This is a genomic window from Pseudomonas sp. GW822-FHT02E03 (assembly GCF_058802325.1).
In genome coordinates, this window is sequence record NZ_JBXAOA010000035.1 from 1 (window position 1) to 12,367 (window position 12,367).

The following is a 12,367-nucleotide window of genomic DNA, read 5'->3' on the forward strand; positions in this document are numbered from 1 at the left end:
CCCCCCCCCCCCCCCCCCCCCCCCCCCCCCCCCCCCCCCCCCCCCCCCCCCCCCCCCCCCCCCCGCTCCCACAGGTTGGTGTTGCCTCAATCGATTCCGACAAACCCGCCGGTCTGGTGCTGCCACAACCGCGCATACAAGCCGCCATGGGCCAGCAGTTCGGCGTGGCTGCCGGTTTCGGCGATCTTGCCGTTTTCCAGCACCACCAAGCGGTCCATTCGCGCGATGGTCGAGAGGCGGTGGGCGATGGCGATCACAGTCTTGCCTTGCATCAGGGTTTCGAGGCTTTCCTGAATCGCCGCTTCGACTTCCGAATCCAGTGCCGAGGTGGCTTCGTCCATGATCAGGATCGGCGCGTCCTTGAGCAGCACCCTGGCGATGGCAATCCGCTGACGCTGGCCGCCGGAGAGCTTCACACCGCGTTCCCCGACATGAGCATCAAAACCGGTGCGGCCTTCAGAGTCCGACAGCAACGGGATGAACTCGTCGGCCCGGGCCTTGTGCACCGCCTCCCAGAGTTCGGCATCGGTGGCGTCGGGTTTGCCGTACAGCAAATTGTCGCGGATCGAACGGTGCAGCAGCGAGGTGTCCTGGGTGATCATGCCGATGCGTTCACGCAGGCTTTCCTGGCCAACTTCGGCGATGTTCTGGCCATCGATGAGAATCCGCCCACCCTGCACGTCATAGAGGCGCAGCAGCAGATTGACCAGCGTCGATTTGCCGGCACCGGACGGGCCGATCAAGCCGATTTTCTCGCCGGGTTTGATCGTCAGGTTGAGGTCGCTGATGATCCCGCTTTTCTTGCCGTAGTGGAAATCGACGTGATCGAAACGCACCTCGCCACGCGCCACCTTCAAAGGCTTGGCCTGCTCGCGGTCGGTGATGCTGACTGGCTGGGAAATGGTCTGCAAACCGTCCTGAACCATGCCGATGTTTTCGAAAATGCCCGTCACCACCCACATGATCCAGCCAGACATGTTGACGATGCGGATCACCAGACCCGTGGCCAAGGCAATTGCACCCACTGAGATCAACGACTGCGTCCACAGCCACAGCGCGAGGCCGGTGGTGCTGACGATCAGCAGGCCGTTCATGCTGGTGATGGCCACGTCCATGCTGGTCACCACACGGCCAGCCAGTTGGGCTTTTTCGGTTTGTTCCTTGATCGCTTCGCGGGCGTATTGCTGCTCGAAGTTGGTGTGGGCGAACAGTTTCAGGGTGGTGATGTTGGTGTAGCCATCGACGATCCGTCCCATGAGTTTGGAGCGTGCATCGGACGACACCACCGAGCGTTCCTTGACCCGTGGAACGAAGTAGTAGAGGGCGCCAATGAAGGCGGCGATCCAGGTCAGCAGCGGGATCATCAGGCGCCAGTCGGCTTCGGCGAACAGCACCAGTGAACTGATCGCGTAGATCAGCACGTGCCATAACGCGTCCACCGCTTGCACAGCCGAATCGCGCAACGAGTTACCGGTCTGCATGATGCGTTGGGCGATGCGTCCGGCGAAGTCGTTCTGGAAGAAATTGAGGCTCTGTTTGAGCACATAACTGTGGTTTTGCCAGCGGATCAGGCTGGTCAGGCTGGGGCTCAAGGTCTGGTGTACCAGCAAGTCATGCAAGCCGACGAATATCGGGCGCAGGACCAACGCCACCACCGCCATCCAGGCCAGTTCGATGCCGTGATCCTTGAAGAAGTCGGCGTTGGGCGTGCCTTGGGCGAGGTCGATGATGCGGCTCAGATAGCTGAACAGCGCCACTTCGATCAGCGCGCCGAACAGGCCGACGATCAGCAGGACGGCGAAACTCGGCCAGACCTGCTTCAGGTAATAGGTATAGAAGGGGAGAACCCGATCCGGCGGAGCCGCCGTCGGTGCATCGCGGAAAATGTCGATCAGTTTTTCAAAACGACGATAAAGCATCAGTTCTCCGCCCGCGTACGGGCTCTCCTTTAAACGATATGAGCGGCGCCGGCAGAACCGGCGGCCGCTCAAGACTCCCTGTCCAGCTTACTCTCAGTCGATGCGCTTGGCCGACTTGATGAAGACTGGGTCGGCCGGCACGTCTTTCATGCCGCTTTTGGTGGTGGTCTGGGAGTTGACGATGACATCGACGACGTCCATCCCTTTAACGACTTTACCGAACACGGCATAGCCGTCGCCCTGGTCCAGGAAGTCGTTGTCTTTGACGTTGATGAAGAACTGGCTGGTGGCCGAATCCGGGACGGAAGTACGGGCCATGGACAGCGTGCCACGCACGTTATGCAGGCCGTTTTTGGATTCGTTCTTGATCGGCGCCTTGGTTTCTTTTTGCTGCATCTGTTGAGTGAAACCGCCGCCCTGGACCATAAAGCCAGGAATCACACGGTGAAAAATCGTGTTGTTGTAGAAGCCGCTGTCGACGTACTCAAGGAAGTTCTTGGTACTGATCGGCGCCTTGACCGGGTCCAGTTCGATTTCGATCTGGCCATTGGTGGTTTCCAGCAGCACGTGCGGCGCCTTGGCGGGCGTGGCGGCCATCAGGTTGGCGGCAAACAGAACGGAGCCGGCGACGAGGGCGATTTTTTTCAGCATAAGTCAGTGATCCTGAGTGGTGGTGTCGACTGCGGTGAGAAACTCGAGCAGCGTTTGGTTGAAGCGTTCGGGTTGATCCAGCGGGGTGGCGTGGCGCGAATCGGCGATCACCACCAGCCGCGCATCGGGCAGCAGTTTTACGTAAGTTTCCTTCACCGAGACCGGTGTGTAATCGTGGTCTGCGCTAACGATGAGGGTTGGACAGGTGACTCGCGAAAGTCGTTCCTGAACCCCCCAGCCTATGAGGGCATCGAAGCTGGCGAGATAAGCATGTTTGTGGTTCTTTGCCCAGCGCACGGCAATTTTTTGCCGCAAATCGGCTTGGTCGGGTTTGGGAAACAGCATGCGCCCCAAGGCTTTGCCGATTGTTTCCATGCTCAGCAGTCGGGCCATGCTCCAGCGTTTGATTAGCCACCAGTAGTCACTGGGCTTTTGCATTTTGACTTGCGGCTGGCTATTGACGATGCATAGACTTTTGAGCAATTGCGGCTGATCCACCGCCAGTTGAAAGCCGATTATGCCACCCATGGAAAGCCCTACATAATGTGTCGGGCCGAGGTGCAAGTGTTCAATGAGAGCGATCAGGTCGGCGCTGAACCCGGCGATGCTGTAACGCTCACGGGGTTTATCGGAGCGCCCGTGGCCGCGTACGTCCGGGACGATCACCCGGTAGTGGGCTGACAGCGCCGGGATCTGCATTTCCCAGTCCAGGGTGCTGGAGCCCAACCCGTGAACCAATAGCAACGGCGTGCCGTGGCCATATTCCTCATAGTGCAGGTTGCAACCTTCATGTTCGAAATAGGCCATACGTACACTCCATGTCAGGCTTGTTCAGGGGCGGCGAAAGGTGCATCCAGCGGCGCGGTATCAAAGGTGCGCAGCAGTTCGATGAGAATCTGCGTGGCCGGGCCCAAGGGTTTGTCCTTGTTTGAATACAGATAGAAGCTCGGGTTGCGGCTGCCACCCTGATCCAACGGTAGCACTTTGAGCGTGCCTTCCTTGAGTTCGCGCTCGATCATGTGCCGGGGCAGCCAGGCGAAACCCAGGCCGCTGCTGACGAAAGTCGCGGCGGTGGCCAGGCTGCCGACGGTCCAGCGCTGCTCGGCGCCGAGCCAGCCGACGTCTCGCGGTTGTTGACGGCCGGAGTCTCGGATCACCACTTGCATCTGGCTTTCCAGGTCCTGGAAGTTCAGTTCGCGGTTCAGGCGATGCAAGGAATGCTCGGGGTGAGCGACCGCGATAAATTCGACGTCGCTCAATTCTGCACCCAGATAACCGGGAATGCTGAAACCGGTGATGGCCAGATCGGCCACGCCTTCGAGCAACACTTCCTCGACACCCGACAACACTTCTTCGCGCAGGCGCACCCGGCAGCCACGGCTTTGTGGCATGAACGCGGTCAGGGCGCGAACGAGGCGGGCGCTGGGGTAGGCTGCGTCGACCACCAGCCGCACTTCCGCTTCCCAGCCTTGCTCCATGTGATGGGCCAGGTCTTCCAGTTGGCTGGCCTGTTTCACCAGTTGCCGGGAACGGCGCAGCAGCACGCCGCCGGCTTCGGTGAGCACCGCTTTGCGGCCGTCGATGCGTAGCAATGGCACACCGAGTTGGTCCTGCATGCGCGCTACGGTGTAGCTGACCGACGATTGCGAGCGGTGCAGCGCTTCGGCGGCCTGGGCGAAACCGCCGTGATCGACCACGGCCTGTAATGTTCGCCATTGATCAAGGGTCACGCGGGGCGCTTTCATGTTGAGCTCCTCTTGTCCTAAGCTGGCAGTCCTTATTGGAGGCTGCTGAATGAAAAAACTTTGTAGTGTGATGGCGGGTTGTGCGGTGTTGGCGCTGCTGCCACTGACGGCGATTGCGTATTCGATCGACGTTCAAAAGCAATTGAACGGCTTGAGCATCGACTACAACGCCTTTGATACAGATGCCGATATCGCCTCCATTCAGGTGAACAACTACGGCAGCACCGATGCGATCTGCAAGGTGGTTTTCAACAATGGCCCGGAAGCACCGCGTAACCGCACAATCGAAGTGCCTGCCGGTAAACACAAAAACGCCACCGCCAAGTTCACCCGCACCATCATCAAGATGCGTATCAACCTGACCTGCACCCCGAAATGACTTTACAACCCTGTGGGAGCGGGCTTGCTCGCGAAGGCATCGTGTCAGTCGAAACCACTGTTGGCTGACACACCGCTTTCGCGAGCAAGCCCGCCCCCACAGGACATGCATCGCTTATAAACGAATTTATCGATGCTTTATAGCAGTTATTTGCGCTTTTTCATCGATATGACTCTGTTTAACCTTCACTCCATCGACCTACAGCATTCTCAGATGGAGGCTACATCCCATGTCCCGCGTTCTGATCATCGAAAGCAGCGCCCGTCAGCAAGACTCGGTTTCCCGCCAGCTGACCCAGACCTTCATCAGCCAATGGAAAGCCGCACACCCGGCCGACCAGATCACCGTCCGTGACCTTGCTACAACCCCGGTGCCACACCTGGACATCAACTTGCTGGGCGGCTGGATGAAGCCTGCCGAACAACGCAACGAGATCGAGCAGGCCTCGCTGGAACGCTCCAACCTGCTGACTGATGAACTGCTGGCCGCCGACGTACTGGTAATGGCTGCGCCGATGTACAACTTCGCCATTCCGAGCACCCTCAAAGCCTGGCTCGACCACGTGCTGCGTGCCGGAGTGACCTTCAAGTACACCGAAACAGGCCCGCAAGGACTGCTCAGCGGCAAGCGCGCCTATGTGCTGACCGCTCGCGGCGGGATCTACGCCGGCAGCACCGCGGATCACCAGGAACCTTACCTGCGCCAAGTCATGGGCTTCATCGGCATCCACGACGTCACGTTCATTCACGCCGAAGGCATGAACCTGGGCGGTGACTTCCAGGAGAAAGGCCTGAACCAGGCCAACGCCAAGCTTTCCCAGGTCGCCTGAGCCGTTAATCGCCAGATAATCGCTGGATGGTCTAGTGACCTGGCGCAACCCTTCAAGCCTGCACGCGCATCGAACCTCCCTTTGCACTTGTTGCTCCTGAGTGCTCTAGCCCGATTGAACGCATTAGCGAGATCGGGCTTTTTTTTGCCTGCGATTTTGTGAGCACAACATAAACCTGTGGGAGCGGGCTTGCCCGCGATGACGGTGTGTCAGGCACCTCCTGACCGTATTTCATACCTGTAAACGATGTCTCCGGTTTAAAACGTAAAGGATGTCTCCGGTTTCTACCCGGGCAAGCCCGCTCCCACAGGGTTTTGTGTATTACCTGACTGTTCGCGATGAAAGGCAAAACCCGCTATCGTCGCCGCCATTCGAAATGAGGCGACCATGGGCTATCTACTTTTTGTCACGCTGATCCAGGCGTTTTCCTTCAGCTTGATCGGCGAATACCTGGCCGGTCATGTCGACAGTTACTTCGCGGTGCTGGTGCGGGTGCTGCTGGCGGGGCTGGTGTTCATTCCGCTGACGCGCTGGCGTCAGGTCGAGCCGGCGTTCATGCGTGGGATGTTGCTGATCGGCGCGTTGCAGTTCGGCGTGACTTACGTCTGTTTGTATTTGAGCTTCCGGGTGCTGACGGTGCCGGAAGTGTTGCTGTTCACCATCCTCACGCCATTGCACGTGACCCTGATCGAAGACGCGCTGAACCGCCGCTTCAATCCGTGGGCCTTGATTGCTGCACTGGTGGCGGTGGCGGGCGCGGCGGTGATTCGTTATGACCGGATCAACCCGGATTTCTTCATGGGTTTCCTGCTGCTGCAACTCGCCAACTTCACCTACGCCGCCGGGCAGGTGCTCTACAAACATCTGGTGGCCCGCCATCCGAGTGATCTGCCGCATTACCGACGCTTCGGCTACTTCTATCTGGGCGCGTTGGCGGTGGCGTTGCCGGCGTTTCTGTTGTTCGGCAAACAGAACTTCCTGCCCGAAGCGCCGCTGCAATGGGGCGTGCTGCTGTTCCTCGGCCTGGTCTCGACCGCGTTGGGTCTGTACTGGTGGAACAAGGGCGCGTGCCTGGTGAACGGCGGAACGTTGGCGGTGATGAACAACCTGCATGTGCCGGTGGGGTTGCTGATCAACTTGTTGATCTGGAATCAGCATGAAGAGCTGGGGCGGTTGTTGTTTGGTGGGTCGGTGATTCTGATGGCGGTGTGGATTAGTCGGTTGGGTGTTCGCCAATCAGTAGCAGCACACTGAATCTGTGGGAGCGGGCTTGCCCGCGATAGCGGAAAGTCAGGCACCAATTCGTTGACTGATACTCCCTCATCGCGGGCAAGCCCGCTCCCACAGGGTTTTGTGGTGCTACATGATGTGTTTTTCGGGCTCGGGAATGTGACTCGCGCCCAACACCGCCGGGAGCAACCCCGACCGCAAATCCCCACCGCTCGGCTGCTGATAAAGGCTCAAACCAAACTCCGGCAGTACCGCCAGCAGGTAATCGAAAATATCCCCTTGAATCCGCTCGTAATCGGCCCACACGGTGGTGCGGGTGAAGCAGTAGATTTCCAGCGGAATGCCCTGAGCGGTGGTCTGCATCTGGCGAACCATGCAGGTCATGTTCGGCTGGATTTCCGTGTGACTCTTCAGGTATGCCAGCGCATAGGCGCGAAAGGTGCCGATGTTGGTCATCCGTCGACGGTTGGCCGACATCGCCGCGACGTTGCCCTGAGCTTCGTTCCAGGCCTTGAGTTCGGCCTGTTTGCGGTTGATGTAGTCGGTCAGCAGATGCACCTGGGCCAGTTTTGCCTCTTCGTCATCGCGCACAAACCGCACGCCACTGGCGTCAATGAACAGGCTGCGCTTGATCCTCCGCCCGCCGGACTGCTGCATGCCGCGCCAGTTTTTGAACGACTCGGACATCAGGCGCCAGGTCGGGATCGACACAATCGTCTTGTCGAAATTCTGCACCTTGACCGTGTGCAAGGTGATGTCCACCACGTCACCGTCGGCACCCACTTGCGGCATCTCGATCCAGTCGCCGACCCGCAGCATGTCGTTGCTGGTCAGTTGCACGCTGGCGACGAACGACAGCAGGGTGTCTTTGTAGACCAACAGAATCACCGCCGACATGGCGCCCAGACCCGACAGCAGCAACAGCGGCGACCGGTCGATCAGCGTTGCAACGATGATGATCGCGCCAAACACGAACAACACCATTTTCGCCAGTTGCACGTAGCCCTTGATCGAGCGGGTGCGGGCGTGTTCGGTGCGGGCATAAATGTCCAGCAGGGCATTGAGCAATGCGCTGACGGCCAGCACCAGAAACAGAATGGTGAACGACAGCGCCACATTGCCAAGGAAGTTAAGGGCGGTTTTGCTCAGCTCCGGCACCAGGTGCAGACCGAACTGGATCACCAGCGAGGGCGTCATCTGCGCCAGGCGATGAAACACTTTGTTATGGCGAAAATCGGTGATCCAGTGCAGCGACGGCTGGCGACCGAGGATTTTGGTCGCATGAAGAATGAGGTAACGCGCCACTCGTCCGAGTACCAGCGCCACCACCAGCAGCAACATCAGCGCGAGTGTGGAATGCAGGAGCGGGTGCTGATCGAGAGCACCCCAGAGGTCTTGGGCGTTGAGCCAGAGCTGTTTGATATCCATGGGTGAAAACGGTTCTTCTGTAGGACGCGACGGGGCGATTAGAGCATTTAAGACGTTCCGGATGACGTTTTGAGGCAAAACAGGCAACAAAAAAACCACTGTTTGCAGCCGTTTGTATAAAGAAACTCGGCCTTCGCGCTCGAAACCGTTACCCTATGCAGCTGTTTTTTTGTATTTCTTCGAGGTAGCACCCGTGTTTTCCCAATTCGCCCTGCACGAACGCCTGCTCAAAGCCGTGGCCGAGCTTAAATTTGTCGAGCCAACGCCTGTGCAAGCAGCGGCTATACCGCTGGCGCTCCAAGGGCGTGACCTGCGGGTGACGGCGCAAACCGGTAGCGGCAAAACCGCTGCATTCGTTTTGCCGATCCTCAACCGCTTGATCGGCCCGGCCAAAGTCCGCGTCAGCATCAAGACCCTGATCCTGCTGCCGACCCGCGAGCTGGCCCAGCAGACCATCAAGGAAGTCGAGCGCTTCGCTCAGTTCACCTTCATCAAGTCCGGCCTGATCACCGGCGGTGAAGACTTCAAGGTCCAGGCCGCCATGCTGCGCAAGGTGCCGGACATCCTGATCGGTACGCCGGGCCGGATGATCGAGCAACTGAACGCCGGCAACCTCGACCTCAAAGAAGTCGAAGTGCTGGTGCTCGACGAAGCCGACCGCATGCTCGACATGGGCTTTGCCGAAGACGTGCAGCGTCTGGTGGAAGAGTGCACCAACCGTCAGCAGACCATGCTGTTCTCCGCCACCACCGGCGGTTCGGGCCTGCGCGAGATGGTCGCCAAGGTTCTGAACAACCCTGAACACTTGCAGCTGAACAACGTCAGCGATCTGAACGCCACCACTCGTCAACAGATCATCACCGCCGACCACAATCAGCACAAAGAACAGATCGTGAACTGGCTGCTGGCCAACGAGACCTATCAGAAGGCCATCGTGTTCACCAACACCCGTGCCATGGCCGACCGTATTTATGGCCGTCTGGTGGCGCAGGAATACAAAGCGTTCGTGCTGCACGGTGACAAAGACCAGAAAGACCGCAAGCTGGCCATCGACCGTCTGAAGCAAGGCGGCGTGAAAATCCTCGTGGCCACCGACGTCGCCGCCCGTGGCCTCGACGTGGAAGGCCTGGACTTGGTGATCAACTTCGACATGCCGCGCAGCGGCGACGAATACGTTCACCGCATCGGTCGCACCGGCCGCGCCGGCAACGATGGCCTGGCCATCTCGCTGATCTGCCATGGCGACTGGAACCTGATGTCGAGCATCGAGCGCTACCTCAAGCAGAGCTTCGAGCGCCGCACCATCAAGGAAGTCAAAGGCACCTACGGCGGACCGAAAAAGGTCAAGGCCTCGGGCAAAGCCGTTGGGGTGAAGAAGAAAAAGGTCGACGCCAAAGGCGACAAGAAGAAAACCGGCGCCAAGGCCCCGACCAAGCGCAAGATCGCCAACCGCCCGAAGACCGACGCCCTGTCGCTGGTCAGCAAGGACGGCATGGCCCCGCTGAAACGCCGCAAGCCGGAAGCGCCGGCTGCTGAATAAAGCGCTGTAGCGTTCCCATAAAAAACCCGGACAGTGTCCGGGTTTTTTTACGTCAAAAAATCGCATCAGCTCTTACAGCTGCACGCTCAAGCCCGTGTAGGCGCTGCCGAAGGCTGCGATCTTTTGATCTTGCGGTTTAACTCTTGGCTTTCGTCTCCGCCGATTCCAGCTCCTTGAGACGCTGATCGATCAACTGGCACTTGTCCGGCAAATCCTTGCTGGCCGTCTCCAGGTCCATCTTCTTCAACTCGTCATTGATTTCCTTGGCCTTGGCCGGGTTCTGCTCCGTGATCTTGGCGATCTCCTTGGCCAGTTGTTCGCGCTTGGCGGTGGCTTCGTCGGGCGGGCAGGCCCAAACGGGGAGGGCGCAGGTGAGGGTGGCGGCGAGGGTGAGTTTGAGCAGGGTTTTCATAAAGTCAGGCCTCGGTTCCGGTTAAGGCGGGTTATCCGGTTGAGGGCTGAAGGGCGAAAAAAGTTCAGTGACAGAAACGGGCGACCCACAGGCCGCCCATTTTCATTCACTCCGCAGCCTGCGCCCGCAACCGTCTGCCAATTACATCCATCAAATCACAGCCATCACGCAGCGGTATGGCTAGCAGTTTGGAGAAGTCGGAAAGCACCACTGTGTCGCAACCGATCTCGGCGCGAAAGGCGATGTTTTCCAGCACTTGGGTGACGGTGCGAATGCGGTAGTCGGCCATGGCTTGCAGGACGTCGAGTGGGGCTTGTGTGTCGATGAGCAGGGAGGCCGGGATCAGGTCGATTCCGGTTAAGGGCATGTATCTATCCATAGTTGAAGCCTCGTTTAGTTTGCTGAGACTGCCAGCAGATCGTCGCCAAACGAAATGGGGTGGCAGCTGTACGCAGGTTGGCGAACCGGAAACGAGTAACCGGCAGACACGAAGGTCTCCCGCGCACAACTGCCATAAAAACAGTTTTGCGGATGCGGAGGCGCCTGCAAATAAGCAGACAGCTCTCGCACTCGTTCGTCAGGTCGCCAAACCCGGTCGTCATGTGGACGACGGGCGGACTATAAGCTTCATGGTTCCAGCGGTGCAAGGTGCCAGATTCCGAGGTTGTTGTAGGGCATCTACCTGGTGGCAGTCAGTCAACCGGACGCAACCTACAGAACACCGCGCAACTTTGTGGGAGCGAGCCTGCTCGCGATAGCGGTGCATCAGTCGACATCCATGTTGAATGTTAGTCAGTCATCGCGGGCCCGCTCCCACAGGGGATTGGTGGTGTTCACGGATACTGTGACCAACCCGGATCAAGCAATCTACCCCCCATGACAGCAACTGGCCGCTGCCTTGTCCTCATACCGATCGTGATGCCTCACCCAATCCATGATTTCCTCTTCATTACGCCCCTTGGGTGTGAGGTCGAGGTAGTTGTAGGCACCAACCAGCAAGTCCAGGCCGCGGGCATACGTTGAATAGGTGTGAAAAATCTCCCCCGCTTCATTGCGATAAAACACGCTGAGCCCGGGGAGTTCTTCTTCTGCCCCGTCGGTTTTTTCGTAGTTGTAGGTAGCTTTTCCGGCGGCGACGTCTTCGGCTCGGGCTGAGACGCCAAAGTCATAGTTGAAGTCGCAGCCTTCGGACGAGAGCCAGTCGAATTTCCACCCCATGCGCCGTTTGAAAAGCTGGAATTCGGCGAACGGTGCGTGGGAAACCGCGACCACGGCCACGTCGTGATGGGCCAGGTGTTGGTTGGCGCCGTCGATGTGGTCGGACAGGAACGAGCAACCGGGGCAGCCTTCGTCCCAGCCAGCGGCGAACATGAAGTGGTAGATGATCAATTGGCTGCGGCCGCCGAACAGGTCGGCCAGGCTCAGTTCGCCGTTGGGGCCCTGAAAGCGGTAGGGTTTGTCGATTTTCACCCAGGGCAAAGCGCGGCGTTCGGCGCTGAGTTTGTCCCGTTCCTTGGTGAAGGCTTTTTCGTGGGCCAAGTGTTGTTTGCGGGCAGCGAGCCATTCTTCCCGGGACACGACCGGATGGTTCTGAATGTTCATGGTGATTTCTCCTGCATGCTTTGGCGAAAGTCGATCCGCGCAGAGGGGTAAACCGTCTTACACAGCCTAGTCGTTTGGCCTGTGCCCTATTCGACATACCGCCGGTCGGTAGGGCGAAATACCTCGGCTGAACGGCTGCCGTTCATGTCGGTCACAACCTATGAAGGCCATTTCACTCACGGGCTCTGGAGGTTGATCAGGATGACGACTTATAACTGGGATTTGATTGAACGCTTGCTGCATGAAGTGCAGAACGGCGCTGGCCACAACTTCACCCCACGGCCTTATGCCGAACAGTATGCGGCGGCGAAAGCCTCCGCGGGCGAGCCGTTTGAGAACCTGGATCACCTGAAAACCGTGGCGGGCGAGTATGAAAAATTACTGCTGCTGCGGGGGTATATCGAGCCTCGGCCAGAAGATCAGGGTGGCAATGGTGAGAACTACATTTTGACGCCTCGGGGCTCGAGTTTATTGAGCCTGATCGACAGCAGCATTCCGGGTAATGAGCATCCGCGGCAGGTGCTGGATGAGCAGGAAGATGCGCTGGATGAGTTGACGTTTGATGAGGTGGCGTCGAAGGCGCAGATTGCTTGATACCGTAAAAAGCTTCGCGGGCAAGCCTCGCTCCTACG

13 protein-coding genes are annotated in these 12,367 nt (G+C 58.6%); 5 read left to right on the forward strand and 8 right to left on the reverse strand.

All coding sequences use genetic code 11. The annotated features are described in order from the left end of the window. Window positions 1–86 precede the first annotated feature (86 nt). The 4 genes from AC1RQB_RS21525 to AC1RQB_RS21540 all read right to left on the reverse strand — a co-directional run bounded on the left by AC1RQB_RS21525 (window position 87) and on the right by AC1RQB_RS21540 (window position 4,315). Window positions 87–1,919 (reverse strand): ABC transporter ATP-binding protein, encoded by a 1,833-nt coding sequence (locus AC1RQB_RS21525; RefSeq protein WP_063341272.1) that lies wholly within the window; start codon window positions 1,917–1,919, stop codon window positions 87–89. Window positions 1,920–2,012: 93 nt separating this feature from the next. Then, window positions 2,013–2,570 carry a peptidylprolyl isomerase A gene (locus AC1RQB_RS21530; RefSeq protein ID WP_007902463.1) on the reverse strand — a complete coding sequence of 186 codons (558 nt, stop codon included), beginning with the start codon at window positions 2,568–2,570 and terminating at the stop codon, window positions 2,013–2,015. 3 nt (window positions 2,571–2,573) lie between these two features. Beyond that, the gene (locus AC1RQB_RS21535; protein ID WP_063341271.1) at window positions 2,574–3,377 is read right to left on the reverse strand and encodes an alpha/beta fold hydrolase; all 804 of its coding nucleotides are present in this window, start codon (window positions 3,375–3,377) and stop codon (window positions 2,574–2,576) included. Window positions 3,378–3,391: 14 nt separating this feature from the next. Next, a complete protein-coding gene (locus AC1RQB_RS21540; RefSeq protein ID WP_008069097.1) occupies window positions 3,392–4,315 on the reverse strand; it encodes a PA3225 family LysR-type transcriptional regulator in 924 nt (307 codons plus the stop codon). Between the two features lie 49 nt (window positions 4,316–4,364). On the opposite strand from AC1RQB_RS21540, the gene AC1RQB_RS21545 reads away from it, so the two are divergent. The 3 genes from AC1RQB_RS21545 to AC1RQB_RS21555 all read left to right on the forward strand — a co-directional run bounded on the left by AC1RQB_RS21545 (window position 4,365) and on the right by AC1RQB_RS21555 (window position 6,777). Continuing rightward, window positions 4,365–4,694: a hypothetical protein gene (locus tag AC1RQB_RS21545; protein WP_063341270.1), complete on the forward strand. Its 330-nt coding sequence runs from the start codon at window positions 4,365–4,367 to the stop codon at window positions 4,692–4,694. A gap of 229 nt (window positions 4,695–4,923) precedes the next feature. Then, window positions 4,924–5,523, forward strand: a complete 600-nt coding sequence (locus tag AC1RQB_RS21550; RefSeq protein ID WP_063341269.1) for an FMN-dependent NADH-azoreductase — start codon at window positions 4,924–4,926, stop codon at window positions 5,521–5,523. Window positions 5,524–5,910: 387 nt separating this feature from the next. Further along, window positions 5,911–6,777 (forward strand): carboxylate/amino acid/amine transporter, encoded by an 867-nt coding sequence (locus AC1RQB_RS21555; RefSeq protein ID WP_063341268.1) that lies wholly within the window; start codon window positions 5,911–5,913, stop codon window positions 6,775–6,777. 105 nt (window positions 6,778–6,882) lie between these two features. Here the strand turns inward: AC1RQB_RS21555 and AC1RQB_RS21560 are convergent, their stop codons facing one another. After that, entirely contained in the window at window positions 6,883–8,181 is a 1,299-nt protein-coding gene (locus AC1RQB_RS21560; RefSeq protein WP_063341267.1) for a mechanosensitive ion channel family protein, read from the reverse strand. A gap of 193 nt (window positions 8,182–8,374) precedes the next feature. Here AC1RQB_RS21560 and AC1RQB_RS21565 point away from each other — a divergent pair, with 193 nt between their 5' ends. Further along, the gene (locus tag AC1RQB_RS21565) at window positions 8,375–9,721 is read left to right on the forward strand and encodes a DEAD/DEAH box helicase (protein ID WP_008013572.1); all 1,347 of its coding nucleotides are present in this window, start codon (window positions 8,375–8,377) and stop codon (window positions 9,719–9,721) included. A 136-nt stretch (window positions 9,722–9,857) separates the two neighbouring features. Here the strand turns inward: AC1RQB_RS21565 and AC1RQB_RS21570 are convergent, their stop codons facing one another. The 3 genes from AC1RQB_RS21570 to AC1RQB_RS21580 all read right to left on the reverse strand — a co-directional run bounded on the left by AC1RQB_RS21570 (window position 9,858) and on the right by AC1RQB_RS21580 (window position 11,735). Beyond that, complete coding sequence (locus tag AC1RQB_RS21570; RefSeq protein ID WP_063341266.1) at window positions 9,858–10,133, reverse strand: hypothetical protein; 276 nt, start codon at window positions 10,131–10,133, stop codon at window positions 9,858–9,860. 106 nt (window positions 10,134–10,239) lie between these two features. Next, window positions 10,240–10,512 (reverse strand): hypothetical protein, encoded by a 273-nt coding sequence (locus AC1RQB_RS21575; RefSeq protein WP_008076699.1) that lies wholly within the window; start codon window positions 10,510–10,512, stop codon window positions 10,240–10,242. A 488-nt stretch (window positions 10,513–11,000) separates the two neighbouring features. Further along, window positions 11,001–11,735 carry a DUF899 domain-containing protein gene (locus AC1RQB_RS21580; protein ID WP_063341265.1) on the reverse strand — a complete coding sequence of 245 codons (735 nt, stop codon included), beginning with the start codon at window positions 11,733–11,735 and terminating at the stop codon, window positions 11,001–11,003. Window positions 11,736–11,936: 201 nt separating this feature from the next. Here AC1RQB_RS21580 and AC1RQB_RS21585 point away from each other — a divergent pair, with 201 nt between their 5' ends. After that, on the forward strand, window positions 11,937–12,329 hold the full coding sequence (locus tag AC1RQB_RS21585; RefSeq protein WP_063341264.1) for a hypothetical protein: 393 nt from the start codon (window positions 11,937–11,939) through the stop codon (window positions 12,327–12,329). The last annotated feature ends 38 nt before the right edge of the window (window positions 12,330–12,367 follow it).

What these genes read in the sequence shown, in the direction of transcription:
- AC1RQB_RS21525 (WP_063341272.1), bottom strand. Translation starts at nt 1,919, where the DNA reads ATGCTTTATCGTCGTTTTGAAAAACTGATCGACATTTTCCGCGATGCA.
- AC1RQB_RS21530 (WP_007902463.1), bottom strand. Translation starts at nt 2,570, where the DNA reads ATGCTGAAAAAAATCGCCCTCGTCGCCGGCTCCGTTCTGTTTGCCGCC.
- AC1RQB_RS21535 (WP_063341271.1), bottom strand. Translation starts at nt 3,377, where the DNA reads ATGGCCTATTTCGAACATGAAGGTTGCAACCTGCACTATGAGGAATAT.
- AC1RQB_RS21540 (WP_008069097.1), bottom strand. Translation starts at nt 4,315, where the DNA reads ATGAAAGCGCCCCGCGTGACCCTTGATCAATGGCGAACATTACAGGCC.
- AC1RQB_RS21545 (WP_063341270.1), top strand. Translation starts at nt 4,365, where the DNA reads ATGAAAAAACTTTGTAGTGTGATGGCGGGTTGTGCGGTGTTGGCGCTG.
- AC1RQB_RS21550 (WP_063341269.1), top strand. Translation starts at nt 4,924, where the DNA reads ATGTCCCGCGTTCTGATCATCGAAAGCAGCGCCCGTCAGCAAGACTCG.
- AC1RQB_RS21555 (WP_063341268.1), top strand. Translation starts at nt 5,911, where the DNA reads ATGGGCTATCTACTTTTTGTCACGCTGATCCAGGCGTTTTCCTTCAGC.
- AC1RQB_RS21560 (WP_063341267.1), bottom strand. Translation starts at nt 8,181, where the DNA reads ATGGATATCAAACAGCTCTGGCTCAACGCCCAAGACCTCTGGGGTGCT.
- AC1RQB_RS21570 (WP_063341266.1), bottom strand. Translation starts at nt 10,133, where the DNA reads ATGAAAACCCTGCTCAAACTCACCCTCGCCGCCACCCTCACCTGCGCC.
- AC1RQB_RS21575 (WP_008076699.1), bottom strand. Translation starts at nt 10,512, where the DNA reads ATGGATAGATACATGCCCTTAACCGGAATCGACCTGATCCCGGCCTCC.
- AC1RQB_RS21580 (WP_063341265.1), bottom strand. Translation starts at nt 11,735, where the DNA reads ATGAACATTCAGAACCATCCGGTCGTGTCCCGGGAAGAATGGCTCGCT.
- AC1RQB_RS21585 (WP_063341264.1), top strand. Translation starts at nt 11,937, where the DNA reads ATGACGACTTATAACTGGGATTTGATTGAACGCTTGCTGCATGAAGTG.